Source organism: Promicromonospora panici, assembly GCF_900608595.1.
In the GTDB taxonomy this organism is placed as follows: domain Bacteria; phylum Actinomycetota; class Actinomycetes; order Actinomycetales; family Cellulomonadaceae; genus Promicromonospora; species Promicromonospora panici.
The window spans coordinates 144,835-170,232 of the sequence record NZ_UWYY01000002.1 but is presented as its reverse complement, the minus strand read 5'-3'; the positions used below and the strand labels follow the sequence as shown (position 1 = coordinate 170,232).

At 73.3% G+C, this 25,398-nt stretch carries 18 protein-coding genes and 1 riboswitch; of the genes, 9 read left to right on the top strand and 9 right to left on the bottom strand.

The features are described from left to right. Nucleotides 1-1,233: 1,233 nt before the first annotated feature. From EW117_RS02590 to EW117_RS02565, 6 genes are read right to left on the bottom strand one after another with little or no spacing between them, the layout of a single operon-like run. Entirely contained in the window at nucleotides 1,234-2,895 is a 1,662-nt protein-coding gene (locus EW117_RS02590; protein WP_129783368.1) for an ABC transporter ATP-binding protein, read from the bottom strand. Continuing rightward, nucleotides 2,892-4,571, bottom strand: a complete 1,680-nt coding sequence (locus tag EW117_RS02585; protein ID WP_129783366.1) for an ABC transporter ATP-binding protein/permease — start codon at nucleotides 4,569-4,571, stop codon at nucleotides 2,892-2,894. Before EW117_RS02585 ends, EW117_RS02590 begins: the two co-directional genes overlap by 4 nt. A 4-nt stretch (nucleotides 4,572-4,575) precedes the next feature. Continuing rightward, nucleotides 4,576-5,577, bottom strand: coding sequence for an ABC transporter substrate-binding protein (locus EW117_RS02580; RefSeq protein ID WP_129783364.1), 1,002 nt, complete (start codon nucleotides 5,575-5,577; stop codon nucleotides 4,576-4,578). Continuing rightward, nucleotides 5,574-6,398, bottom strand: a complete 825-nt coding sequence (locus EW117_RS02575) for an ABC transporter ATP-binding protein (protein WP_129783362.1) — start codon at nucleotides 6,396-6,398, stop codon at nucleotides 5,574-5,576. Before EW117_RS02575 ends, EW117_RS02580 begins: the two co-directional genes overlap by 4 nt. Then, a complete protein-coding gene (locus EW117_RS02570; protein ID WP_129783360.1) occupies nucleotides 6,395-7,525 on the bottom strand; it encodes a FecCD family ABC transporter permease in 1,131 nt (376 codons plus the stop codon). The genes EW117_RS02575 and EW117_RS02570 overlap by 4 nt, the downstream gene beginning before the upstream one ends. After that, nucleotides 7,522-8,250, bottom strand: coding sequence for an SAM-dependent methyltransferase (locus tag EW117_RS02565; RefSeq protein WP_129783358.1), 729 nt, complete (start codon nucleotides 8,248-8,250; stop codon nucleotides 7,522-7,524). The genes EW117_RS02570 and EW117_RS02565 overlap by 4 nt, the downstream gene beginning before the upstream one ends. Before the next feature lie 148 nt (nucleotides 8,251-8,398). Here EW117_RS02565 and EW117_RS02560 point away from each other — a divergent pair, with 148 nt between their 5' ends. Beyond that, entirely contained in the window at nucleotides 8,399-15,082 is a 6,684-nt protein-coding gene (locus EW117_RS02560; protein WP_129783356.1) for a DUF2341 domain-containing protein, read from the top strand. Nucleotides 15,083-15,175: 93 nt separating this feature from the next. After that, a complete protein-coding gene (lnt, locus tag EW117_RS02555) occupies nucleotides 15,176-16,783 on the top strand; it encodes an apolipoprotein N-acyltransferase (RefSeq protein ID WP_242504044.1) in 1,608 nt (535 codons plus the stop codon). Here lnt and EW117_RS02550 read toward each other — a convergent pair. Continuing rightward, nucleotides 16,773-17,642: an alpha/beta fold hydrolase gene (locus EW117_RS02550; protein WP_129783354.1), complete on the bottom strand. Its 870-nt coding sequence runs from the start codon at nucleotides 17,640-17,642 to the stop codon at nucleotides 16,773-16,775. The two genes, lnt and EW117_RS02550, sit on opposite strands and share 11 nt — an antisense overlap. A gap of 84 nt (nucleotides 17,643-17,726) precedes the next feature. Between EW117_RS02550 and EW117_RS02545 the strand changes: the two genes are divergently transcribed. Next, nucleotides 17,727-18,251, top strand: a complete 525-nt coding sequence (locus EW117_RS02545; protein ID WP_129783352.1) for a CGNR zinc finger domain-containing protein — start codon at nucleotides 17,727-17,729, stop codon at nucleotides 18,249-18,251. 20 nt (nucleotides 18,252-18,271) lie between these two features. Here EW117_RS02545 and thiE read toward each other — a convergent pair whose 3' ends face one another. After that, complete coding sequence (gene thiE, locus EW117_RS02540) at nucleotides 18,272-18,919, bottom strand: thiamine phosphate synthase (RefSeq protein WP_129783350.1); 648 nt, start codon at nucleotides 18,917-18,919, stop codon at nucleotides 18,272-18,274. A gap of 90 nt (nucleotides 18,920-19,009) precedes the next feature. Then, nucleotides 19,010-19,113, top strand: a riboswitch (TPP riboswitch). Between thiE and thiO the strand changes: the two genes are divergently transcribed. The 6 genes from thiO (at nucleotide 19,106) to EW117_RS02510 (ending at nucleotide 24,592) form a co-directional block, all read left to right on the top strand. Then, the gene (thiO, locus tag EW117_RS02535; RefSeq protein WP_242504043.1) at nucleotides 19,106-20,317 is read left to right on the top strand and encodes a glycine oxidase ThiO; all 1,212 of its coding nucleotides are present in this window, start codon (nucleotides 19,106-19,108) and stop codon (nucleotides 20,315-20,317) included. It overlaps the preceding riboswitch by 8 nt. Beyond that, the gene (gene thiS / locus EW117_RS02530; RefSeq protein WP_129783348.1) at nucleotides 20,314-20,589 is read left to right on the top strand and encodes a sulfur carrier protein ThiS; all 276 of its coding nucleotides are present in this window, start codon (nucleotides 20,314-20,316) and stop codon (nucleotides 20,587-20,589) included. Before thiO ends, thiS begins: the two co-directional genes overlap by 4 nt. A 2-nt stretch (nucleotides 20,590-20,591) precedes the next feature. After that, nucleotides 20,592-21,416, top strand: coding sequence for a thiazole synthase (locus EW117_RS02525; RefSeq protein WP_129783346.1), 825 nt, complete (start codon nucleotides 20,592-20,594; stop codon nucleotides 21,414-21,416). Continuing rightward, nucleotides 21,413-22,651 carry a ThiF family adenylyltransferase gene (locus tag EW117_RS02520; RefSeq protein WP_129783344.1) on the top strand — a complete coding sequence of 413 codons (1,239 nt, stop codon included), beginning with the start codon at nucleotides 21,413-21,415 and terminating at the stop codon, nucleotides 22,649-22,651. The genes EW117_RS02525 and EW117_RS02520 overlap by 4 nt, the downstream gene beginning before the upstream one ends. A 66-nt stretch (nucleotides 22,652-22,717) precedes the next feature. Next, nucleotides 22,718-23,659 (top strand): S1C family serine protease, encoded by a 942-nt coding sequence (locus tag EW117_RS02515; protein ID WP_129783342.1) that lies wholly within the window; start codon nucleotides 22,718-22,720, stop codon nucleotides 23,657-23,659. A 54-nt stretch (nucleotides 23,660-23,713) separates the two neighbouring features. Beyond that, nucleotides 23,714-24,592 (top strand): HAD family hydrolase, encoded by an 879-nt coding sequence (locus EW117_RS02510; protein WP_129783340.1) that lies wholly within the window; start codon nucleotides 23,714-23,716, stop codon nucleotides 24,590-24,592. On the opposite strand, the gene EW117_RS02505 is transcribed toward EW117_RS02510, so the two are convergent. Further along, nucleotides 24,579-25,340 carry a lytic transglycosylase domain-containing protein gene (locus tag EW117_RS02505; RefSeq protein WP_242504042.1) on the bottom strand — a complete coding sequence of 254 codons (762 nt, stop codon included), beginning with the start codon at nucleotides 25,338-25,340 and terminating at the stop codon, nucleotides 24,579-24,581. The two genes, EW117_RS02510 and EW117_RS02505, sit on opposite strands and share 14 nt — an antisense overlap. Nucleotides 25,341-25,398 lie beyond the last annotated feature (58 nt).

Genomic DNA, 25,398 nt, shown 5'->3' with positions numbered 1-25,398 from the left:
CGGTCTGCCCGACCGTGACGCTCTGGATCAATCCGTACAACCGGATCGGACGATCACGATCGTTGTCAGGCACGGGCGAGGCCCCCGAAGTGGCGAACAGCAAACCCCCCCGCAGCCACGGTGGCGACGGCGCCCGCCCACGCGGTGCGCAACAACCTGCCCGGGCTCGGATGGGGGACGGGCGGAATGAGTCTCGCCGTCTGGTCCTTCACGCGTCGCTCCCTCGGTCGGTGCGTTGCTTCACGGTGTCCAGCAGGCGCGGATCGGATCCTTACGTAGAAAGCGAGGCGGCGGGCCGTGGGCCCGGAAGCAGCCGAGGACCGGTTCGAACAGCCGCTTAAGTCCTAGAATCCGGTTCGCGTGGTGTCCCCTTCTGCTGCGTGCACACGGGTGCGCATGTAGATCGACTACAACCGGTCCTTGGTGACTTGCGCCGGGTGAAGGATGAAATTTCATCAAGCGTTTCATCAATTTCCGGGGTTTTTCACCCTGCTCCCGATGTTTGCGATAACGCGAGACGACACGTCCGGAGGCACGATCAGGAGGTGACGTCACGCGCGAGAACCTCGCGCTCGCCCTGCCGAGGGTTGGTCAGCATCCACGCGCCGTGGAGCTTGCGATGACAAATTGGCATCTCTCGGCTGAACGTTCAGCCCGACGGATCCGCGCACCCTGGACCGGCACGACACAGTTGGCTACCTCCATGCAGCTGCCGGCGACCTCGACAGGGCACTCAAGACTTGGCGCGACGCCCACGCCACCGCCCTCGAACACCTCGGCGCCGACCATGAGATCACCCGCCTCCTGGCCGAGCGCCTCAGTCTGACGTGACACTCTCCAGGGCTCCGAAACGTGTCACGATCCGTGTCACGGTTGCCCGCCCGTGTCACGCGAATGACACGATTGGTGCCCACCAATGCCCACCAATGCCCACCAATGCCCACGGTTGCCCACGACAGGGAGGTCGTGCCACAGTTGACTTGCCCTCGCCAAGAACCGCAGAAATCCGCGGTTCCAGCAGGCTCTAGGGGCAGCAGGAAGTGACACCAAAGTGTGCCGCATGGGTCCGCCAAGCGAATTCCTCCGCCACAGAAGATGTTCCGCCGCAAGAGCGGCTGATCCTCGGAGGTCGAGGCCGCTGACCTGGTGAATCGCCAAATCAGCGGCCTTCGTCGTACCCGGTGCGGCGCCAGGACAAGGCCGCGCTTGCCGGCGGGGAGAGGCCGGCCACCGTTACGTGTGGCGACCGGCCGTGGTGTGCAGCGCGATGCGAGCATGAGCTGCGGCGACGGTGTCGGGACGGTGTGCGATGAGGAGCGTGGCGCGGTCGGTCGCCCGGGCGAGGAAGTCCATGACGGCGGTATCGGCGTCGGGGTCCAGGGACGCGGTCGGTTCGTCCAGGACGAGCACGCGGGGCTCGCGGAGCAGCGCGCGGGCGATGGCGACTCGGGCGCGCTGACCCCCGGAGAGGCCGGTTCCGTGCTCGCCGACCGGTGTCTCCAGCCCCAGTGGGAGGCCACTGGCCGGGTCGAGCAGCCCGGCAGCGCGTGCCGCGTGGTCGATCATCGTCGCGGTGGCGTCGGGGTCGCCGAGCGTGATGTTGGTGCGGATCGTCCCGCGCAGCAGCGGGGATGCCTGCGGGACGACGGCGACGAGGGCGCGCAGCTCGGCGTCGGGCAGCTCGCGCAGGTCGGTTCCGTCGATGCGAATGCTTCCCTGGTCGGGGTCCCACAGTCGCAGGGCGAGCCGCGCCGCGGTGGTCTTGCCCGCGCCGGATGGGCCGGTGAGGGCGACGACCTGGCCGGGGCGGACGTGCAGGCTGAACCGGTCGAGCACGGGGCGACCCGAGTCGTAGGCGAAGGTGACGTCGTCGAGGACGAGGCCCGACTTGTCGGCCACCGCGGCTGCCTCTCCTCCCGCGAGGGCCTCTCCGACGGCGGCGGGACGCACGGCAGGAGCGGCGGCGAGCACGTCGGCGATGCGCTCGGCGGCCGCGCGCAAGGTGCCGGCGTTGCGCAGCAGGTCGGCGATCTGCGCGGCCGGGCCCAGGCCGGCGACGGCCACTGTGATCGCCAGCGGGATGTCGGCCGGGCCGATGGCGTCACGGCCGAGCAGCACGATGCCGATCGCGCCGAGGGCCGCACCGGCGAGGGCCACGTCGGCGACCGCGCGCTCGCCGCCGAGCCGCGCGGCCTCCCTGACCTGGGTGCGGGCGTGCGCGCGGGTGTCGGCGGTGATCCGGTCGAGCTGGGCGTCGAGGGCGTCGGCGCCGGTGAGCTCCCGTAGCCCGCGGACGGTGTCCAGCAGCTCGGACCGGATCGTGGCGGCGCCCGCCGCAAGGGCGGCACTGTCGCGGCGTGCGCGGCGAGCGGTCACGAGGGGCGTCGCGACACCGATGGCCAGCAGCGGCACCCAGACGAGCAGCAGCAGCGGGCTGAGGGACACGGAGACCATGCCGCCCACCGCCAGGACGAGCACCGCGCTCAGGGTCTGCGCGGCGGTATGCGCGTAGAGCCATTCGAGCGTCTCGATGTCGCCGACGACCGTCGTGATCAGGTCACCGGTGCGCCGGTGGCGGGTGCGGGCCGGGAGGGCGCGGCGCAGCGAGTCGAAGACCCGGCCGCGCAGCACGCCGATCAGGCGGTAGGCGAGATCGTGCGAGACCCACGACTCGCGCCACGCCGCCGCGGCGGCCAGGACGCCGAGCGCGCACAGCGCCGCCGTGGTCACCCGCAGGTCGAGGGGCTCGCTCGCGACCACGCGGCCGACGGCGAACGCAAGGCCGAGGGCGATCGTGAGCACGGCGGCCTGGTTCACGACGCTCCACGCCACGGTCTCGACGAACAGGCCGCGGCGGGAGGCGATGACCGGCAGCAGCCGCAGGACAGCCCTCACGGTGTGCCCCCCGACAAGAGGACCCGGGCCGATGGTGGCCCGTCACCAGCGGCCGCGAGACGGCCGCCCCGGAGAGCGATCCATCGGTCCGCGTGCACGCAGGCGCTCTCCCGGTGGGCGATGAGGAGGGTCGTTCGTGCGGGTGCGGCAAGGGCGAGGGCGTCCACGACGCGCCGCTCCGTCGCGGGGTCGAGCGCGGAGGTGACCTCGTCGAGCACGAGCACAGGGGCGGGTGACAGCAGCGCCCGGGCGATGGCGAGGCGCTGCCGCTGCCCGCCGGAGAGCTGCTCGCCGTTCTCGGCCAGCACCGTGTCGTACCCGTCGGGCAGGGCACGGATCACGTGCCGGACGTCGGCGATCTCGCAGACGCGCTCGATCTCGGCGTCGGTCGCGTCCGGCCGGTAGAGGCGCAGGTTGTCGCGCACCGTCCAGGCGAACAGGGTCGGGTCCTGCGGCACGACGACGACGCTGCGGCTCCGCGCGCGGCGGGTGAGGTCGCGCAGGTCGACGTCGTCGATGCGGACGCCTCCGGCGTCGGGGTCGATCTCGCGTTCGAGCAGGCGGGCGAGCGTGCTCTTGCCCGATCCGGAGGGCCCGATGATCGCGAGGGTCTCGCCGGGTTCCACCCGCAGGGTCAGGCCGTGCAGGCCCGTGCTGGTCCCGGGGTGGTGGTAGGTGACGGCGTCCACCACCACCGATCCGGTGGTGGCGGGTGCGGCGCGGGTGCCGTCTTCGACGACGGCCGGTCGCCGGGACAGCAGCTGGTCGAGGCCGTCGACGGCGGTGAGGCCGAGGTAGCCGGCGTGCCACGTCGTGCCGAGGTCCTGCACCGGCCGGAAGCACTCCCGAGCCAGCAGCAGCACGGTGACGGCCCCGGCCGCGCGCGTGTCCCCGGAGACCACCGCCGAGAGGGCAGCGACCACCGCGAGGATGGTGCCCACGTGCACGGCCATCCCGCTGACGAAGGTCTCCACCAGCGACAGGCGGAGCTGGGCCATGGTGGAGCCGCGCAGCTGATCGGCGTCGGCTGCGAGCCTGGCGGCGGTCCGGTCGGTCGCGCCGAAGGCACGCAGGAGCGGGATCTGCTGCAACGCCTCGACGTAGTCCGACGACAACCGGGTGAACCGCTCCCACCGGCGCCGTCCGTTGCGCAGGAGCCGGAGGTCCCAGGCACGCGGGGCGAGCACCGCGACGGCGGTGGCGATCGCGAGCGCGACGCCGGCCGCCGTCGAACGCGTCCAGACGAGCCCGACGACGACGGCGGGGACGACGAGCACGACGACCAGCTGCGGAAGGTAGCGGGTGTAGTAGGCGTCCAGCCCGTCGACCCCGTCGATCACAGTAGCCGCCGCCTGTCCCGAGTCCCGCTCCGCGACCGGCACCGCGCCGAGCCGAGCCAGCAGCCTGCGCCTCAGCCTGATCCGGACCCCGGCGCCGAACCGCGTGGCGACGGGTTCACGAACCCCGGTCAGTGTGCCCCGGACCAGCGCGATCGCGGCCAGCGCCGCCAGGCCCGGGAGGGGGTCGCCCTCGCCCCGTACCAGCGTCGCGATGACGCCCCCCGCGGTGATCGCGAATCCGATGTGCAGGGCGGAGAGGACGGCGCCGAGGCCGGCCAGGGCGAGGATCGCCCCCGGCACGGCCCCGGCGAGCTGGAGCAGGCGTCGGTGGACCACCGGCTCAGAAAGCGTCGGGGTAGAGCTGCTCGGCGATCTCCCGCACGACCGAGATGTTGCCCAGCGTGCCGGGGAACACGTCGGCGCTGGACACGGTGATCAGCCGCTCCTCGCGGACAGCGGGCATGTCCGGGAACGTGGACGTCAGGTACTCGCGCGTCGCGGCCTCGTGCTCCTCGTCGAAGACGGAGAACACCAGCGCCTCGGGCTCCTGGGCGGCCAGCGACTCCGGGGTGATCGTCGCGGCGAAGAAGTCGGCGAACGCCGGGTCGCCAGGCCCGTAAACGTTCTCCGCCCCCGCCCGGCGCAGGATGTCGTGCTCGACGCCGGCGCCGATGGCCTGCAGCGTGGTGCCTTCGACGTACACCTGCGCGACGCGCAGCGGCTCGACGTCCGCGACCGCGGCGGCCACCTCGTCCAGGTCGGCCTGGCTCCGCGTGACGAGGTCGGCCGCCTCGTCCTGCACGCCGAAGATCTCGCCGACGTTCTCCAGGTCCGTGAACAGGTCGGTGACCTCGCCGGCCATGCGCCGGTCGACGCAGCCGCCGGTGGCGACGTACACCGCCGACCCGGCCTGCTCGAGCTGCGCGATGCTGGCGAAGCCCTGCTCGGCGGTGAACTCGTAGGTGGTGGGCGAATACACGAAGTCGGGCTCGACGGCGAGCAGGTCCTCGCGGCTCGGCGGCATGACGTCGCCGACGACGGGGATGTCTTCGGCCAGCGGAGCCACGTCGTCGGGCAGGCTCTGCGCGGTGGCCTGCGCCTGCCCGGCGAGCCGGTCGGCCAGGCCGAGGCGCAGCAGCAGCTCCGTCTGCGCCGGGTGCATACCGACCGCGGCGGCGGGGGCGCCGTCGACGACTACCTGGCGTCCGCAGTTCTCCACGGTCACCGCCTGGCCCGAGCCGGACGCGCCGGGAGCGGGCGTCACCGACGACCCGCACCCGGACAGGAGCAGGGCGCCGACGAAGAGTGCGGCCACTGAGCGATATCGCGAGGTGAGATTCATGTCGGGATGCGGCTTTCTGTTCGGGTATCGGCTGCGCCGTCGACCGTGGGGCCGGCGGCCGCGGGGAGCGGGCGGAACGCGAAGACGGGCTCGTCGACGTCCCCGTGCACGCGGACGTCGACGTCGAACGTGGTGCGGATCAGCTCGGGCGTCAGGACCCTGGCGGGCGGCCCGGCCGCGAAGATCCGGCCGGCGTCGAGCACGACCACCCGGTCGCAGTACCGGGTCGCCAGGTTCAGGTCGTGGAGGGCGGCGATCACGGTGCGGCCCAGGCTGCGCACGGTGGTCATGAGCTCGTGCTGGTGACTGATGTCGAGGTGGTTGCTCGGTTCGTCCAGCACGAGGACCGGGCTCTGCTGGGCGAGGGCCCGGGCGAGCAGGACGCGCTGCCGCTGTCCGCCGGACAGGGTCGCGACCATCCGGTCGGCCAGGTCGGTGACGCCGGTGCGGCGCATCACGTCGGCGACCACGTCGAGGTCGGTCGGGGTGTCCCTGCCGAAGGCGGTGTGGTGCGGGGCACGCCCGAGCAGCACCGTCTCCTCGACGTTCAGGTCGAAGTCGGTCGGCGCGTCCTGCAGCATGACGGCGACCGCCCGGGCGGCCTGGCGTCCGCTCAGGCGCAGGACGTCCTGCCCGTCGACACGCACGCTGCCGCGCCGGGGCCGCACCGCCCGGTAGAGCGTGCGCAGGAGGGAGGACTTGCCGCTGCCGTTCGGTCCGACCAGGCCGACCACGGTTCCCGGCTCGATGGTCAGCGACGCGTGCTGGACCACGTCGCGGCCGCCAAGCCGGACGGTGACGTCGTCGAAGTCGACCCTCATCGGCCGAACCCCGCCCGCTCGGCGCCGCCACGGCGCATCAACCACAGGAAGAACGGGGCGCCCACGAACGCGGTGAGGATTCCCAGCGGGATCTCGGTCGGGGCGGCCACCGTGCGCGCCAGGAGGTCGGCGGCCATGAGGAAGGCCGCGCCGCCCAGGACCGCGACCGGAAGCATGCGCCGGTGGTCGGCCCCGACCGCGATGCGCGCCACGTGCGGCACGACGAGTCCGACGAATCCTATCCCGCCCGCCACCGAGACCACGGTGCCCGTCAGCAGCGATGCCACCACCAGGAGCACGCCGCGTAGCCGGGTGGCGTCAACCCCGAGCGACACGGCCGACTCGTCCCCGGTCATGAGCGCGTTGAGCGATCGGGCGAGCAGCAGCGCGGTCACACCGGCCACGAGGAGCGCGATCGCGGGACCGACCAGGCTGGACATGGTCGCCGCCGACACGCTGCCCAGCAGGAAGAACAGCACGCTGACCACGTTCTGGGCGCTCGTGGAGATCGTCAGGTAGCTGGTGACGGCGCTGAACAGCGTGCCCAGCGCCACCCCTGCCAGGATCATCCGCGTGGGCGAGAGCGCGCCGTCCTTGCGGGCCAGCAGCGCCACGCAGACGCACGCCCCCAGCGCACCGCCGAACGCCGCGGCGTTCAACGACAGCCCGCCGAGCGTCGCCGAGCCGAACACGATCACCAGCACTGCGCCCACGCTCGCACCCGACGACACCCCGAGGATGTACGGCTCGGCCAGCGGGTTGCGGACCGTGACCTGCATCAGCGCCCCCGCCAGCGCGAGTCCGGCGCCGGCCAGACCCGCCAGCAGCGCGCGCGGCAGGCGGAACTGCCAGACGGCCTGGTCCTGCAGCGGCGTCAGGGACCCGTCCGACATCCACGGCATCCCCGGGAGCAGGTGCCCGACCACGAGCTGGGCCGCCTGGGCCGGGCTGACGGCCACCGAACCCACCGCGCCCGAGACGACGACCAGCACGCAAGCCGCGATCCCCAGCGCTGCACACAGCAGCCAGGTCCTGCGGACGAGGCGGCGACGGAGGTGGCCGGGCGTGAGCGGGCCGGGGCTCGAACCCGCGGGGTGCGCCGGGTGAGTGAGCGACCTCGAGGTCATGGGTGCGGCTCGAGGCTCACGAGCGCGGCGCCGTCGCCGTGCGGTCGCGCCGACAGTCCGGTCCCGGCGAGCTCCTGGCGGAGCTGGTCGAGCGTCAGCGGCTCCCAGGTCCCGGCGAACCGCTCCTGGCGCAGCACGAGCTCACCGTCGCGCACCTCGTACTCGCTGACGTACCGGTTCCCATCGGGGAGGGGCAGGTAGCGGGCGACGTAACGCAGGTCGCCGATCTGCCGCTCCTGGGTCAGGGTGCCCGTCGCGGCCTCGGTGCCGTCGGGCTCCACCGTCACCAGGCCGACGGCGCCCGGCGCCAGCAGCGTGCGCAGGCGGTCGAACGTAGCGGCCCGCGTGTCGGCCGACAGGTGGCCGAGCATGTGCGCGCAGACGAACCCGGCCGCCGGCCACCGCACGTCGTCGAGGGCGTCCGGCAGCAGCCCGGCTCGCACGGTCACGCGGTGGGCGAGGTCGGCGTCGTCCGCGACCCGCGCGGTCAGGACGGCACGCATCGTGCGGGACGGCTCGATCGCCACGATCCGTGCCCGGGTCACCGCAGCGAGGGTGCGGGTGCCCAGCCCGGTGCCGGCGCCCAGGTCGAGGATCGTCGCGCCGGGATCAAGGCTGCCGAACGCCGTCCGCAGCGCCGGCCGCAGGCGATCCCACGGTGCCGTCATGAACAGGTCGTGGAACTCGCCGAGGTCCTGGTAGCTGTCATCCGGGGAAGTGGTCACAGGCGGGAACGATAACCGTTCTCAGCCGTGACTGGCAAAGGGCGGTCGCACCGCAGAACGTCTCGTGAACCCGCGGGGCGGGCGGATGTTCATTCCGGGTTAACCGGACATGTGGGACTGGTTCAACGTTGACCTATGGACTCACCGCATGTCTCCCCATGTCCTGTCCCGTACTCGCGCCCTCGCGCCGGTGGCCGCGGCGCTCGGTCTCGCCCTCGCGTTCGGCGCGGGCCTGCCCGCGGCCCAGGCGGTCGACCCGCTGCCACACATCGAGGGTGACGGGTCCGCCCGCGACCCCTATCAGATCGACTCCGCCGACGACCTGCGGACCGTGGCCGATGCCATCAACGGAGACCCGGCCGGCTACGGGGGAGCGGCCTACCGGCTGACGGCGGACGTCGACTTCGGGGGCGAGCCGTTCGGGGGCATCAACACCTTCACGGGCACCCTGGAGGGCGCCGGCCACACCATCAGCGACGTCCAGCTGGTCCGCGAGCAGTCCGCGGGCGGCGAGGCCGATCGCCTGGGCCTGGTGCGTCAGCTCAAGGGCGGCACCGTCCGCGATCTCACGCTCGACGGCGTGCGGGCCGACGCCGGCACGAGCGCCGGCGGCTGGATCGGTGCCGTCGCCGTCGTGGCCACGGACGCGACTCTGACGGGCAACACGGTGACCGACGCCGTCCTGACGGCGAGCAGCGCCGAGAAGGTTGGCGGCATCGTCGCCGAGCTGCGCAACGGCACCATCGCCGACAGCCTCGTGACCGGCACCCTGACGGCGGCCGAGATGCCCGCCGGCATCGCGGCGTACGTCAACCAGGACTCCACGGTGCGGCACAACCTGGCCTCGGCCGACCTGACGATGGTCGTGCCCGGCGGGGACGGCGGTACACGCGGCAACGACGCCGGGATGATCGTCGGCTACCCGGGCTCGCCCAACGGCAGCACGTTCTCCGGCAATGTCGCCCTGGACGGTTCTATCGCCTACGAGGGCAAGGTCGACGGGTTCGTCGGCCGTGTGGTCGGGTTCACCGGCTACGACGGCTGGACGGCGCAGGACAACCTCGCCAACGCGGCCATCACCATCGGCGGGCAGACCGTCGACGGCCCGGGTACCAAGAACCAGCACGGCACGGACGCCACGGCCGCGCAGCTCGCGCAGCGGGCCACGTACGAGGAGCTGGGCTGGGACTTCACCAACGCCTGGCGCTGGGACGAGGCCCTGGCCCACCCGGTCCCGAAGTACACGGCCGCCCTGTTCGGCAACGGCACGGCCGAGCAGCCCTACGAGATCGGCTCGCCCGAGGACCTAAAGCTCCTGGCGGCACAGCTCAACGCCGGCAACACCCGGTACACGGGCGACAGGCACTTCGTGCTCACCGCTGACCTCGACTTCGCCGGGCGCGGCCCGTTCGGCGGGATCAACCGCTTCGAGGGGGTGCTCGACGGCGCCGGGCACGCGATCAGCAGCCTGGTCTATGCCCCGCAGGAGAGCGCGGGCGGCGAGGCCGACCGGCTCGGCCTGGTCCGTCAGCTCGCTGGCGGCACGGTGCGCGGCCTCACGCTCGACGGCGTCACGGCGGACGGCGGCGACCGCACCGGGCTGGTGGCAGGCCTCGCCGTCGTCGCCACCGACGCCACGCTGACGGGTAACACCGTGCTCGACGCCGACCTGCGGGCCGCCCGCGCGGAGAAGGTCGCCGGCCTGGTCGCCGAGCTGCGCGGCGGGTCCGTCACGGACAACTGGGTGCGCGGCACCATCAGCGCGTACAAGATGCCCGCGGGCATCGCGGCGTACACGAACAACGGCGCGACCGTCCGCGACAACCTCGTCGAGGCGGAGCTCATGGTGTCGGCCGACGGTGGCGCGGCGGGTACCCGCGGCATCGACGCGGCGCACGTGGTGGCCTATCCGGGCAACCCGAGCGCGGGCAGCTCCTTCACCGGGAACGTCGCACTGTCCGGCGGCATCGGCTACACGGGCAGGATCGACGGATTCACCGGCCGCGTCGTCGGCTACACCGGTTACGACGGCTGGACCGCGCAGGACAACCTGGCGAGCACCGCGATCACCATCGGCGGGCAGCCCGTCGACGGCCCGGGTACCAGGAACCAGCACGGCACGGACACCGCGCCCGAGGCGCTCGCCCGCCAGGCCACGTACGAGGCGCTCGGTTGGGACTTCGCGGAGCGGTGGAGCTGGGACGCCGAGCTGGGCCACCCGGTGCCCAAGTACGTCTCGTCGGACGAGGCGCCCAACCGCATCACGACTACCTTCTACGGCGATCCCGGGACGCAGCGGGCGTTCACCTGGTACTCCACCCTGGACACCGGGAGCGCCGTCGCGGTGCTGAGCACCGACCGGGAGTTCCCGGAGGGCTCGGCGACCGTCCGGGTCGAGGCGCAGCGCGAGGCGAGCGAGGACGGCGAGACGTTCTACCGCGCCGTGGCCCGCGGCCTGCGCCCCGGTACTACCTACTACTACCGCGTCGGTGACGCGGCCGAGCAGGTGTGGAGCGCCACCGGCACGTTCGTGACCCCCGCGGGTGACGACGAGGAGTTCACGTTCGTCGACCTGACCGACACGCAGTCGCAGAACCTTGCCGAGGCCGAGCTGTCGGCGCAAACCATGGCCAAGGCGCTCGAGCACGTGCCGGACGCCGAGTTCGTCATGCACAACGGAGACGTCGTCGAGCACGGTGACCGCGAGCAGGACTGGGCGGACCTGCTCGACTCCGCCCGGCCGAGCCTGCTGGGCACCACGCTCGCACCGGCGTCCGGCAACCACGACCGGCACACCAACGCGTTCGCGGACCATTTCACGCTGGAGGGACCGCAGGACCAGGACCGGTCCACCGGCGCCTACTACTCCTACACGTACGACCGCGCGCACTTCATGGTGCTCAACACCAACGAGGGCGGGGACCAGGGCATCTCGGCGAAGCAGATCGAGTGGCTCCGGGCCGACGCGCAGGCGGCCCGCGCGGCGGGTGCCCGGTGGCTCGTGCTGACCATGCACAAGGGCGTCTACACCACGGCCAACCATCTGGACGACGGCGACGTGATGGCCATGCGCCGCACCCTCGTGCCGGTGATCGACGAGCTCGGCATCGACCTCGTGCTGCAGGGCCACGACCACGTGATGAGCCGGTCGAAGGTGCTAACCGCCGACCCCGAGGGGGTCGCGGGCGCCCGGCCGGTCGAGACCACGAAGATCACCGAGATCCGGAACGGCAAGCGCGTCGAGTACGCGCTCGACCCCGAGGGCACCATCTACTTCCTGCCCAACACCGCGGGCGCGAAGCACTACGCGCAGGCCAAGGAGTCCGCCGACCTGGACCTGGAGGCCTACCTGCGGCTGTTCGACCGCACCGGTGAGCAGGCGGGCGAGAACTTCACCGCCGTCGACGTCACGGCCGATCGCCTCACCGTGAACGTCTACGACATCCGCGAGCGCGGCGTGCCGCGCCTGTTCGAGGGCTTCGGCATCGACCGGGCGGTGTCCCCGGTCGCGGAGCTGGTCGGGGGGCTGCCGGACGCCGATGAGGTCACGCCGGAAGACGCCGAGCGGGTCGCCGAGGTGCGCACCGCCGTCGACGGCCTGACCGAGGCCCAGCGGGGTGCGCTGGACCTGGGCCGCCTGACCGACGCCGAGCGGCGCCTGCGCGAGCTGGGCGGCCTGGTCTCCACGAACGGCAAGGTCATGGCCTGGGCCGACGCCTCCGCCACGGCGCGCCAGGCGATCACCGTCCGCAACGACACCGGCTCGGACCTGATGGGCACTCCCGTCCAGCTCCGCATCCCGGGCACGCCTGACGTCGGCCGGGACGAGCTGTCGTTCTTCGGGGCAGACGGCGCGCCGCTGCCCTTCGAGGTGGAGACCTGGGCGCCGGGCGGGACGTCCGCCGTGTGGGTGCGGGTACCGAGCCTGCCCGCCGGCGGGGCCCGGCCGGTGTGGGCCTACTTCGGCGGTGGTGCGGCGGCCAACGACCCGACCGCGGTGTGGGGCGAGCAGTACTCCCTGGTGGAGCATTTCGGCAGCGACGCCGCCTCCGGCGACGACCGCACCGACTCGACCGGCCGGCAGACCGGCTTGGTCGTGGGCGACGATCTGACGGCGGAGGCGTCCGAGCGGGGCACGGGGCAGGCGCGGTTCGCCGGCTCGCGCCTGCAGTACCCGGGCGACGTCGGCGGCGGATACGACCGCATCTCGATCAGCGGCGTGTACTCCCTGACCGAGGACGACCTGGCCGGGTTGGGCTCGGCCGCTCCCGTGATCGCCAAGGAGAGCACGACGGGCGACGGCCAGCTCACCTTCTGGCAGGGCGTGCGGCGCGACGACCGGCAGGTGGGCACGCGCCTGGCGGGCAACAGCTTCGAGTTCGGGAACGTGGACCTGAGCCACCGGTTCGGCTTCCCGGCCGACGGCGAGCCCCATCTGGTCACCCAGACCTACGACGGCATGACCTACTCGGTGTTCGTCGACGGCCGCGAGGTGCACAGCCAGATGGTCGAGTACCGCAGCACGTTCGCCGACCCGGACGTGCAGACCACCATCGGCGACTACTTCACGAACGACGGCACCCTGAGCTCCCCGTTCCGCGGGCTGATCGACGAGGTGCAGATAGCGGGCGTGGCGTTCACGCCGGACCTCGAGGCCTTCCGGTACGCGAACCTGTTCGGTGACGCCGTGACGTTCGGTGAGCGGGTCGACCGCGCCGACGAGCGGCTCGCGCTCCTGGTGGGCACGCCGCATGCGGGCAGCACGCTGGAGGCGGGCCTGGCCGAGGTGACCGGAACGGTCAGCCGGCGGGCCAGGCTCACCGCCGAGGTGGCGGGCGAGAAGGTCTTCTCCGAGGTCGTCGACGCCGGGTCGTTCACCGTGGACGTGCCCGTGAACGCGACGGGCGAGCAGCCCCTGACGTTCGGTGCGACCGCCGTCGGCAGGCCGGCTCCGGGGAGGACGGGCCACGACACGGCCGAGCCGGTCGAGGTGCCGGTGACCGTCGAGGACACGGTGGCGCCGTCCGCGCCGGAGGTGAGCGACGACGCGGCGTCGGCGGGCGGGGACGTGACGCTCACCGCGACCCCGCGCACGGACGACCGGGAGCGGGTCGAGGCCACGTTCTACGCGGGTCCCACCATCGAGCTGGACGAGTCGAACGTGGTGGTGCGGGCCGGGTCCACCCCGGACCGGCTGCCCGACGCACTGACGCCGGACAGCGGAACCGTCACCGACGGTCTGCTGCCGACCACCGTGGGCGAGAACGAGAACCCGTACCAGGTGTATGAGGTCTCGCTGACCGGCGAGCAGGCCGCGCAGGACGAGCTGCACCTGACCTGGACGGGGACCGGTGACGACCGCACCGTCTCGGCGTACGTGTACGACCACGCGGCCGGGGAGTGGCTGCTCAAGGACTCCGGCGCCGACCCGGACGGCGCGGCGGTCGAGCTGGACGTGACGGCCCGGGCCGGCGAGAACGCCGTCGACTCCGGGAAGCTGCACCTGCTGGTGTGGCGCGGCCTCACGGCGCTACCGGAGGACGGCGACATCGAGGCGCTGCCGTCCGCCGACCGGTACGACTGGGCGTTCGACCACGTGCCGGACACCCAGCTCTACGCCCAGGCGACGCCCGACCACATGACGCACCAGTTCGAGTACGTCGCCGACGTGGCGAAGGAGCGCAAGACCGAGCTGGTGCTCCAGGCCGGTGACTGGGTCAACCGCGAGTACCTCTCACAGGAGTACCAGTGGGTCAACGCCGAGCCGTCGGCGCGGGCGCTGGAGGACGCCGGGCTGCCCTACATGATCTCGTGGGGCAACCACGACTACTCGGACGCGCGCAACGGCCGGGTCATGCTGCCGAAGTACTTTCCGATGGAGCGGTTCGAGCAGAGCCTCGCCGGCAGCCCCTGGCGGTTCGGCGGCAGCGACAACATCGACAACTACTACTACACGGCCGAGATCGAGGGCGCGAAGCTCATGCTGCTCACCGTCGGGTTCTTCTCCGCCGACAACGCCGGCGATCCCGGCCTGGCCTGGGCCAAGGAGGTCATCGAGTCCCACCCGGACCACACGGTGATCCTCGCCAACCACAACTCCGTCAACCAGGGCGTGAACGGCTGGTCGAACGACAACGTGACCCGGGCGCTCGTCGACCCCTATCCGAACGTCGAGCTCGTGCTGGGCGGGCACATCGCCGGGACCGGCGTCGCCTCGCGGGAGACGGCGGGCGGGAACCGTGCCTACGGCGTGCTGACCGACTACCAGTCGCGGGTCTACGGCGGGCAGGAGTACCTCAAGCACATCAGCGTGGACGCCGAGAACGACCTGATCTACTTCAACACGTGGTCGCCGCTGCTCGGCAAGGCGACGTCCGACGGGAACTGGCATCACCAGGTGCCCGCCGGCGCGATCCCTGGTTTCCACGGCGCGGACACCGAGAACTTCGCGCTGGAGATCGACCTGGGCGGCACGACCACCCGGACCCTGGCCGCCGAGTCGCTCACGGTCGCGGCGGGCGCGCGGCAGCAGGTCGGGGACGTGCGCACGGCCGTGGGGGCGGAGCCGGTCTCGGCGGTGCTGGAGGGCATCGAGGGCGGTACCTCGTACGAGTGGTACGTCGAGCTCAGCGACGGTGCGAGCCACACGACCCGCAGCGCCGTCAGCACGTTCACGGTGCCCGAGGCGCCGGTCGTGCCCGCCTGGGACGCTGCCACCGCCTACACCACGGGTGACGAGGTGACCTACGGCGGCGCCCTGTGGCGGGCATCGTGGTGGACCCGCGACCAGGAACCGGGCGCGCCCTTCGGCCCGTGGCGGCCGACGCGCTGAGCAGCGGCGGGGGACCATACTGGATCCCGCGTCCTCGACGGCGTCGCCGCTCCCAGCGTCCTCCTCCGCTCTCACCGTGAAGGCGAAAAGCTCTTGGTCAACACGCGGTTCTCCCCACCGGCACGTCCGGGCGCGCACGTGGAGCGCCCGCTCGTGCCGGTGTGGGCGGCACTCGCCCTCGCGCTTGCCGGCGGGTTCGCGCTCGACGCGGCCTTCCCCTCGCTCGGCTGGTGGCCGCTCGCGTTCGTCGCGGTGCCGCTCGCCCTGGTCTCTCTCGTCGGGAGGAGTGTGTGGGGCAGCATGCTCGTCGGAGCGGCGTTCGGCGCCGCGTTCTACTTCCCGCACGTGTCGTGGTCCTCGCAGTTCCTCGGCGACGACCCCCTCGGATGGGTGCCGTGGGTGGCGCTGGCCTCCGCCGAGACGCTGCTCCTCGCCGTCTTCTCGCCCCTCATCACGCTCGCCTACCGGTGGCTGCCGCGCTGGCGCGACACCGCGGGCGCGCGACTCGTGCTGCTCCCCGGGCTCGTGGCCGGGGCGTGGGTGGCGCGCGAGCTCGTCCTGGGCTCCTGGCCCTACGGCGGGTTCCCCTGGGGGCGGCTCGGGATGAGCCAGTCGGAGAGCCCGATCGCCCCCGTCGCGTCGTGGCTGGGCGTGTCCGGTCTCGGGTTCCTCATGGTCGCGCTGTGTGCCGGAGCCGTCGAGGCCGTCCGGTGGGCGGCCCGCCGCACGAGGGACGACGACGGCCGTGCCCGCCCGGCGGCCCAGTGGGTGGGCGCGGTGCCCGTTGCCCTGCTCGCCGTGCTCATGACGGTGGTTCCCCAGTTCCCGACCGCCGACGCCGGCACTCTCCGGGTAGGCGCCGTGCAGGGCAACGGACCGGCGGCCTACGCGGACGAGCGGGCGCCGCGGGAGGTGCTGCGCTCACAGCTGGCCGCCTCCACGCCGCTGGAGAGCGAGCGGGTCGACGTGGTGGTGTGGCCCGAGGGCGGTGTCGACAGCGATCCCGCCGCGGAACCGGCCACCGCGCGGACGCTCTCGGCGGCCGCCGCCTCGTACGGTGCGCCGATCGTCCTGAACTCGGCGTCCGCGGTCGGGGACCGGGTCTACAACACCTCGTTCCTCTGGACGGAGGACGGCGCCGCGGCGACGCACGCGAAACGACACCCCGTCCCGTTCGGTGAGTACATCCCCGACCGGTGGCTGTACGGCGCGATCGTCCCTGACCTCGTCAATCTGCTGGGGCGCGAGTACACGCCGGGCGACGACTCGCCCGTGTTCGACCTCGGCCCGGCGCGGGCGGGCCTGGCGATCTGCTTCGACGTGGCGTTCGACGACGTCATCCAGGAAGGCGTGGACGACGGCGCGCAGTTGTTCATGTTCCAGACGAACAACGCCGACTTCCGGGGCACCGACGAGAACCTGCAGCAGCGGGAGATCGCCCGCATGCGCGCGATCGAGACCGGCCGCAGCGTCGTCAACCTCTCCACCACGGGCACCAGCCAGGTATTCGCCCCGGACGGCGGCATGCGGCAGACCCTCCCGTTCGACGAGGCCGGGCTCATGACCGCCGACGTCGAGCTGCGCGACGGCCGCACCGCGGGGACGGTGCTCGGCCCGTGGGTTCAGGGTCTCGCGCTGTGGGGAACCCTCGTGAGCCTCGCGGTGCTGGCGGTCCGGGTGCGCCGTCGCGTCATCGGGTGAGGGCTGAGGCGAGGAAGTCGCGGATGATCGCGGCGGCCTCGTCGAGGTGCGACTCCAGGAGGAAGTGACCGCCAGGCAGCAGCTCGATCCGGGCGTCGGGGAGGTCCCTGGCGAACGCCTTGGCGCCGTCGGGCCCGAAGATCTCGTCGCGTTCGCCCCAGACGGCCAGCAGCGGCACCTGGGAGGAGCGGAAGTACTCGTGCACCGCGGGATACAGGGGCGGGTTGGTCGCGTAGTCGCGGAAGAGGCTGAGCTGGACCAGGTCGTTGCCCGGGCGTGAGACAAGGGCGAGGTCGTGCTCCCACGTGTCGGGGTCGACCAGGGTGGGCTCGGAGACGCCGTGGAGATACTGCCAGCGGATCGCCTCACGCGTCAGTGCGAAGCGTGCGGCGGGCTCGGTCTGCTCGTTCTGGTCGGCCGCGTAGGCCCATACATCCGTCCAGAAGCTCTCGACGAAGCCCTCGTCGTACGCGTTGCCGTTCTGGCTGATGATCGCCGTGATCGCGGACGGGTTCGCCAGTGCGAGCCGCCAGCCGATCGGGGCGCCGTAGTCCTGGACGTAGATCGCGTACCTGGCGATGCCGAGGCCGGACAGCAGCCCGGAGGTGATCCGGGTGAGCGCGTCGAAGCTGTAGGCGAACTCGTCGACGCCGGGCGCGTCGGACAGCCCGAACCCGAGATGGTCCGGCGCGACCACGTGGTACTCCTCGGCGAGCTTGGGGATGAGCGCGCGGAACATGTGCGAGCTGGTCGGGTAGCCGTGCAGCAGCACGACTGTCGGGGCGTCGGCGGGACCGGCCTCGCGGTAGAAGATCCTGTGCCCGTCGACGTCGGCGAACCTGTGCTGGACGGCAACCATGATGATAACCCTCTCGATAGGCGTGATGTGGTTATGAGAGCACTGCAGATGCTAACCTGTCAACGCCAACTGAGGAGGTTAGGGATGGACGTGGCGACGCGGGAGGACGAGGACCTGCTGCTCGACCTGCTGAACACGACACCCGTCGTCGACGGCGAGCACACCGACGAGCTCGCCGACCTCGCCGCAGGCCGGGCCTGGGCGGCGGCGCGGGGCGGGGCGGGCAGCGCCGGCGAGGTCGCGACCCTGCGGCGGGTGCGCGCCGCTATCCAGGACGTCGTCCGTGGGGCGGCCGACGCACAGACGCTCGCGGAGTACGTCGAGCGGATCGCCCTGCGTCCGAGGCTGCGCGACGGCGCCGTCGGCTGGGAGCTGCGGACGCCCGCGGACGAGACGCTCGCGGCGCGGGCCCTGCTCGCCTGGGCGGCGATCGGCGAACGTGCGCCGGGCCGCCTTCGGCCCTGCGCGAACCCCGAGTGCTGCCGCTTTCTCCACGACCGCAGCAACGCGAACACCGCCCGGTGGTGCTCGATGGCGCTCTGCGGCAACCGGTTCAAGGCCCGGCGCCACTACCAGCGCACCCGCGGCACGGACAGCGGCCGCGCCTGAGACCCGTGGACGGGCCGGGCCTACCCGTCCGCGCTCGTGACCCGGCGGCGCAGCTCGGCGGCCGCGGCCCGCGGGTCGTCCGCCCGCGTGATGGCGCGCACGACGACGACGCGACGCGCCCCGGCGTCGAGCACCTGGTCGAGGCGCGCCGCGTCGACCCCGCCGATGGCGAACCAGGGCGCGGCCGGGTTCCGGGCGGCGACGTCGCGCACCAGGTCCAGGCCGACGGCGGGGCGGCCCGGCTTGGTCGGCGTGGCCCACACCGGCCCGACACAGAAGTAGTCGACGCGCTGGTCGCTCTCGGCGGTCAGCGCCTGGTCGAGGGAGTGGGTGGAGCGGCCCAGCACGGGGCCGTCGCCCAGCAGGTCGCGCACCGCGTCCGGCGGCAGGTCGCCCTGGCCCATGTGCACCACCGGCGCGCCGGTGAGCCGCGCGATGTCGGCCCGGTCGTTGACCGCCCACAGTGCGCCGTGCTCGGCGGCCACCCGGGCGACGAGAGCGTGCAGCTCGACCTCCCGGGCCGCGTCCAGGGTCTTGTCCCGCAGCTGCACGACGTCGACACCGCCCTCCAGCGCGGCGTGCAGGAAGGGTTCGAGGTCGCCGGTGTCCTGACGGGCGTCGGTGCACAGGTAGAGGCGGGCGTCGGCGAGCCGGTTACGGGGATCCACGAGCGCGAGTGTAAGTCGAAGCCACCTCTGACCTGGTCCCGGCCGTGTGCCGGGCAGCCTGTCCGGGAGCCCCTCGGCCGGGGTTAGGGTGGTGGCGTGCACGGGAGCCCCGGACGGGGCTGAGAGGGCGCGGGGCGCCGACCGTCGAACCTGATCTGGGTCATGCCAGCGAAGGGAGCTTCAGCTGTGAGCAGTCATGTGTGCGACGTCCTCGTCATCGGCGGGGGCATCATCGGCCTGACCGCGGCCTGGCGTGCGCTGGAGGCCGGGGCGAGCGTCGTCGTGCTGGATCCGTCGCCCGGCGACGGCGCCACCCATGCCGCCGGCGGCATGCTCGCGCCCGTCATGGAGGCGGGTTTCGGCGAACAGGGGCAGGCGCGGCTGGGCACCGCCTCGCTCGCGCTCTGGCCGGAATTCGCCGAGTCGCTCGAACGGGCAGCGGGCCTGCCGCCGGGCGCGGTAGGCCTGGAGACCGCAGGCACGCTCGCCCTCGCCTACGACCGCGACGACCTGGTCGAGCTGCGCCGGCTGCTCGCCCTGCACCACGAGTGGGACCTCGGCTCCGCGGAGATCTCGCCCGAGGACGCGCGGCGGCGCGTGCCCGGCGTCGGGCCGCGCGTGGCCGGTGCGGCGTGGGTCCCGGGCGACCACCGGGCGGACCCGCGTGCGGCGCAGGCGGCGCTGGCCTCCGTGGTCGCGGCGCGCGGGACCCTCGTGCCTCGCGCCGCGGTCTCGCTGAACTGGGCGGACGGCGCGGTGGTGGGTGCGCTCGACGACTCGGGCACCGCGTACGCGGCGGGCGCCGTGGTCCTGGCCGCCGGGCACGCGAGCGGCTCCCTGTTCGCGGGAGCCCCGACCCGCCCGGTGCCCGGCACGACGCTGCGCCTGGACGCCAACGTCGACCGTGCGCCCGCGGTGGTGGTGCGCGGCATGGTGCAGGGCCGCCCCGTCTACGTGGTGCCCCGCCCGGTACGGCCGGACGGGCGGCGCGAGCTGGTCGTGGGCGCGACGTCGGACGAGCGTGAGGACGACCACCTGACCCGGGCGGGCGACGTCTTCGCGCTGCTGCGCGACGTCCGCGCCCTGCTGCCCGAGCTCGACGACGCCGTGCTGCTGGAGACCGTCACGCGTTCCCGGCCCGGCAGTCCCGACAACGCGCCGCTGGTGGGCTGGGCGGCCGACGGCCTGTTCCTGGCCACCGGGCACCACCGCAACGGCATCCTGCTCACGCCGCTGACGGCGGCCGCCGTCGACCAGGCCCTGGGCGCGGCACCGGAGGGTCCAGAGGCGGCGGCCGCCTCCGAGGTCGCCACCCGGTTCGCGGACCCGCGCAGATTCGCCGCGGCGGACAGCGGGTTCGCCGACGCACGCAGCACGACTCGAGGAGGCACAGCATGACCGCAGTACCGTCCACGCCCGGCACTCCCGGAGCGCCGGTCCCCGAGGCGCCGGGTGCCGCCGTCGTCAACGGCGAGCCGTACTGGCTCGAAGCCCCGCTGCCCGTCACCGACCTGGTGGCCCGGCTGCTGCCCGGACTGGTGGTCGACGGCGCGCCGCAGGGTGTCGCCGTCGCGCTCGACGACGCCGTGGTGCCGCGCGGGGCATGGGGCACCACGACCGTCCGGCCCGGCGATCGTGTCGAGGTCGTCACCGCTGTGCAGGGAGGCTGACCATGGACGACACACCGCTCACCATCGCGGGCACGCCGCTGGGATCGCGCCTGGTCATGGGCACCGGGGGAGCGGCGAGCCTGCTCGCCCTGGAGGATGCGCTCGTCGCATCCGGCACCGAGCTGACCACCGTCGCCATGCGGCGCGTGTCCCGGCCCCGGCCGTCGGACGACCCGGCCCGCGCCGGGGACCCGTCCGTCTGGGGACTGCTCGAACGCCTCGGCATCCGCGCCCTGCCCAACACCGCGGGCTGCTTCTCCGTGCGCGAGGCGGTGCTCACCGCGCAGCTCGCCCGGGAGGCCTGCGAGACCGACTGGGTCAAGCTGGAGGTCATCGCCGACGACGTGACCCTCCTGCCCGACACGATCGGCCTGGTCGAGGCGGCCAGGACCCTGGTCGACGACGGCTTCACCGTGCTGCCGTACACCAACGACGACCCGATCGTCGCGCGCCGGCTGGAGGACGTGGGCTGCGCGGCCGTCATGCCGCTCGGATCACCGATCGGCTCGGGGCTCGGCATCGCCAACCCGCGCAACATCGAGGCGATAGCCGCCGCGGCGTCGGTCCCGGTGATCCTGGACGCGGGCATCGGCACGGCCTCCGACGCCGCACTCGCGATGGAGCTCGGGTGCGACGGGGTCCTGCTCGCCACCGCCGTGACGCGCGCCGCCGACCCGGTGCGCATGGCCCGCGCCATGCGGCTCGCCGTCGAGGCGGGGTACGACGCCGCCCACGCGGGCCGGCCGCCGCGCCGGGAGCGGGCGCTGGCGTCGTCCCCGGTCGACGGGCTGGTGGCCGTCGGCGACAACCTGGACCTGGCGCTGTGACCGCGCTGCCGCCGCTGGTCGAGCCCGGCCGGGAGCTGGACCGTGACGAGCTTGCCCGGTACGCCCGGCATCTCGCGCTTCCCGGGATCGGCCCCGAGGGACAGCGCCGGCTGGCGAGCGCGCGCGTGCTCGTGGTGGGCGCGGGCGGCCTGGGCAGCCCCGCCCTGCTCTACCTCGCCGCGGCCGGCGTGGGCACCCTGGGGATCGTGGACGACGACGTCGTCGAGGTGTCGAACCTGCAGCGCCAGGTGGTCCACGGCGTCTCGGACCTGGGGCAGCCCAAGACGGCGTCGGCCCGGGCGGCGCTCGCGGAGGTCAACCCGCACGTCCAGGTGGTCGAGCACGGGGAGCGGCTGACCACGGCGAACGTGCTCGACGTGCTGTCCGGCTACGACCTGGTGCTCGACGGGACCGACGCCTTCGCGACCCGCTACCTCGTGTCGGACGCCGCCGAGGTGCTGGGCATCCCGTGCGTCTGGGGTGCGATCTACCGGTTCACCGGGCAGGTCGCCACGTTCTGGGGCGCGCCCCCGGTGGGCGACGGCGTGACCTACCGGGACGTGTTCCCGGACCCGCCGCCGCCCGGGGCCTCGCCGGACTGCGCGACGGGCGGTGTGCTCGGCGCGATGTGCGGGACCCTTGGCTCGGTCATGGCGACCGAGGCGATCAAGCTCATCACCGGGGCGGGCGAGACCCTGCTCGGACGGCTCGCGACGTACGACGCGCTGGCCCTCACCTGGCGGCACCTCACCGTCCGGCGCGACCCCGCCCGGGAGCCCGTCACGGCCCTGCTGACCGGCGCGGGCGACGCCGACCCGTACGCGGCGTTCTGCGGGCTGCCGCCGTCGGACGGGCCGGGTGGCGCGGGCCGTGCGGACGGCCCGGGCGGCGCTCGCGGCCGGGACGGCGCGGTGATCTCGGTGCGGGAGCTGGCGGCGCTGCGCGCAGGCGATGCCGAGCCGGCGGTGCTGGACGTGCGCGAGCCGTGGGAGATCGAGCTCGCCGCCCTGCCGGGCGCGCGGGCAGTCCCGTCGGGTGCCTTCGTCGGGGACGGCGCGGCCGCCGCGACGGACGACGTCGCCGCCTGGGCGGCGGGCCGGCCGGTGCACGTGCTGTGCAAGTCCGGCGTCCGGTCCGCCCGTGTGGCCCTCCGGCTGCGGGACGCGGGGCTGGACGCCCGGTCCGTCGAGGGCGGCATGCTCGCGTGGGAACGCGAGGTGGAGGGAGCGATCTGACCTCCGCGGCTCTGCCCGTGGCGAATCTCGTTCCGTCCGGGCCGTCGCGAGTGTGTGATGGGCCCTATGGGCGATCACGAGATCAGCGATCAGGAGGCGATGGACGCCTATTCGGCGTCGATCGTGCGCGTCGTCGACGTGGTGCTGCCGTCGGTCGCGGCGGTCTCGGTGCGGACGGCCCAGGGAGCCGGGGCGGGGAGCGCCTCGGTCATCCCCGGGCATCGCCTGCTGCTCACGAGCGCGCACGTCGTGGAGGCAGCCGCCGAGGTGCGGGCCGCCTTTGCCGACGGCTCGGAGGTCGCCGCGCGGGTGGTCGGGCGCGACCCGCTCTCGGACCTCGCGGTGCTCCGGGCCGATGACGACGTCCCGCCCCCGCTCACCCTCGGTGACGCCGCGAAGCTCCGGGTGGGGCAGCTCGTCGTCGCGCTGGGCAACCCCCGCGGCCTGGCCGGCAGCGTGACCGCCGGGATCGTGTCGGCCCTGGGCCGGTCGCTGCCGACCGGCGCCGGGCGGATCATCGACGAGGTCGTGCAGACGGACGCCGCGCTCAACCCCGGCAACAGCGGGGGTGCGCTCGCGGACACGAGCGGCCGGCTCGTCGGCGTCAGCACCGCCGTGGCGGGCATCGGTCTGGGCCTCGCGGTGCCGATCAACACGACGACCCGGGCGATCATCGACGAGCTGGTGCGCACCGGCCGGGTCCGGCGCGCGTGGCTGGGCATCGCCGGGGCGCCGGTGGTGCTGCCCGAGCCTGTCGCGAACCGGGTCGGTTCCAGGACGGGGATCCGGGTCGCGCAGGTCATCGCGCGATCCCCCGCGGATCTCGCGGGCATTCGCACCGGCGACATCCTCGTGGCGATCGACGGCGCCCCGGTCGTCACCACCACCGAGGTGCAGCGCCTCATGGTGGGCGACGCCATCGGGCGGCGCACCGAGGTGACGGTGTGGCGCAACGGCGCGCTCGTCGACGCGGTCCTGCTCCCGGAGGAGCTCACGCAGGCGCGGTGAACATCGGGCCGGCGAAGTGCTGTGACATCCCGGCCCGCCGTGCGTCAGGGGTACATGACGCAGACGACAGGCACGGTGCCCCCGACCAGTCCCCGTACGCAGACCACCTCAGCGCGCTTTCCCGCAGACGACGCAGGGACCACCACCCTGGTCGCTCTCGACATCGACGGCACCCTCCTGGGCGCCGGCGTCACCGTCCCGGCCGTGACCGCCGACGCCGTACGGGACGTGCGGAGCTCGGGACACCATGTGGTGCTCGCCTCGGGCCGGTCCCTCGTGGGTGTGCTGCCCGTCGCGCGGCAGCTCGGCGTCGACCAGGGCTGGGTGGTCGCGTCGAACGGGGCCGTGGTCGCATGCGTCGGTCATGCCTTTGCCGGCGGCTACCGGCTCGAGAAGGTGCACTCGTTCGACGTCGGACCGGTGATCCGCCTGGCCCGTGCCGCCCTGCCCGACGTGCAGGTGGGCGTCGAGGAGATCGGCTGGGGCTACCTGGTCGACCGCCCTTTCGAGCCCGGCCTGGTCAACGGGCAGCAGCGCCAGGTCCCCGACACGGAGCTGTGGGCCGAACCGGCGCCCCGCGTCATCCTCCGCGGGGACGGGGTCGGGGAGCTGCTGGAGCCGCTGCGCGGGCTGGGCGTCACGCCGACCCCCGCCGGCCCCGACTGGGTGGACGTCACACCGAAGCGGCTGAGCAAGGCGACGGCGCTCGAACGCATCCGCGAGCGGATCGGAGTCAGCCAGAGATCGACCCTGGCCGTTGGCGACGGCGTCAACGACCTGGAGATGATCACCTGGGCCGCCCGCGGTGTTGCGATGGGCCACGCGCCGGCGGCCGTCATCGACGCCGCGGACGAGGTCACCGGGACGATCGAGGAGCACGGTGTCGTCGCGGTCCTCCGCACCCTGACGCCAGGATCCGTCAGGCGCCGCTGACGGCGCCCGCGCCGGGCTCGCCGGCGTAGGACTCGGCGAGCTCGGCGACCTCGTGGGCGTAGGAGACCGAGCGGTTGTACGTGGTCAGCGCCGCCTTCCAGCCGTCGTCGGTGGTGACGTCGCCACCGGTCCGGCACAGGTAGAGGGCCGCGGTCAGGGCGGCGTCGTCGATCTGGTGCGGATCCGCCCGGCCGTCGAGGTTCCCGTCCTGGGCGTAGCTCTCCCACGTGGTCGGGATGAACTGCATCGGCCCGACGGCGCGGTCCCACTCCGGGTCGCCGTCGAGCGTGCCGTCGTCGGTGTCGAGGATCTCCATGACCCCCTCGCTGCCGTCCAGCGGTATGCCGATGATCGGCGGGCGCACCGTCCCGTCGGTCTCGGCGCGTGCCCCGAGGTAGCTGCCGTGCACCGACTCGACCGCGCCGATGCCCGCCAGCGTGTTCCAGCCGAGGCCGCACTCGGGCTCGAGCTCGGCCACCCGGAGCGACGCGCCGGCATAGGCCGCCAGCACCCGCACGGGGATCTCGGTGCGCTGCGAGGCGTCCCGGAGCCAGGCCGAGCGGGCCAGGTCCGCGATGGGCACGGGGTCGGTGGCGGTGCGGGGCGCGCTGGCGGCCGCGGGCACCTGCTGGTGCGGCGCGGGCGGGAAGTCGCGCTGCGACGGGCCCGGCCAGCCCTCCCCGCTCGGGCCGCAGCCGGCCAGGAGCAGCACGGTCGCGAGGGCGGCGGCCCGGGTTCTTGCGGTCACGGTGCTGACGCTACGGCCGCTCCGCGCCGATCTGGCAGGCCACGACAAGACCTCCCAC

Excerpts from the sequence above, each read along its gene's own strand:
- EW117_RS02545 (WP_129783352.1), top strand. The coding sequence starts at position 17,727 with ATGGACGTGGCGACGCGGGAGGACGAGGACCTGCTGCTCGACCTGCTG.
- thiS (WP_129783348.1), top strand. The coding sequence starts at position 20,314 with ATGACCGCAGTACCGTCCACGCCCGGCACTCCCGGAGCGCCGGTCCCC.
- EW117_RS02575 (WP_129783362.1), bottom strand. The coding sequence starts at position 6,398 with ATGAGGGTCGACTTCGACGACGTCACCGTCCGGCTTGGCGGCCGCGAC.
- EW117_RS02570 (WP_129783360.1), bottom strand. The coding sequence starts at position 7,525 with ATGACCTCGAGGTCGCTCACTCACCCGGCGCACCCCGCGGGTTCGAGC.
- EW117_RS02515 (WP_129783342.1), top strand. The coding sequence starts at position 22,718 with ATGGGCGATCACGAGATCAGCGATCAGGAGGCGATGGACGCCTATTCG.
- EW117_RS02560 (WP_129783356.1), top strand. The coding sequence starts at position 8,399 with ATGTCTCCCCATGTCCTGTCCCGTACTCGCGCCCTCGCGCCGGTGGCC.
- EW117_RS02510 (WP_129783340.1), top strand. The coding sequence starts at position 23,714 with ATGACGCAGACGACAGGCACGGTGCCCCCGACCAGTCCCCGTACGCAG.
- EW117_RS02550 (WP_129783354.1), bottom strand. The coding sequence starts at position 17,642 with ATGGTTGCCGTCCAGCACAGGTTCGCCGACGTCGACGGGCACAGGATC.
- EW117_RS02580 (WP_129783364.1), bottom strand. The coding sequence starts at position 5,577 with ATGAATCTCACCTCGCGATATCGCTCAGTGGCCGCACTCTTCGTCGGC.
- EW117_RS02525 (WP_129783346.1), top strand. The coding sequence starts at position 20,592 with ATGGACGACACACCGCTCACCATCGCGGGCACGCCGCTGGGATCGCGC.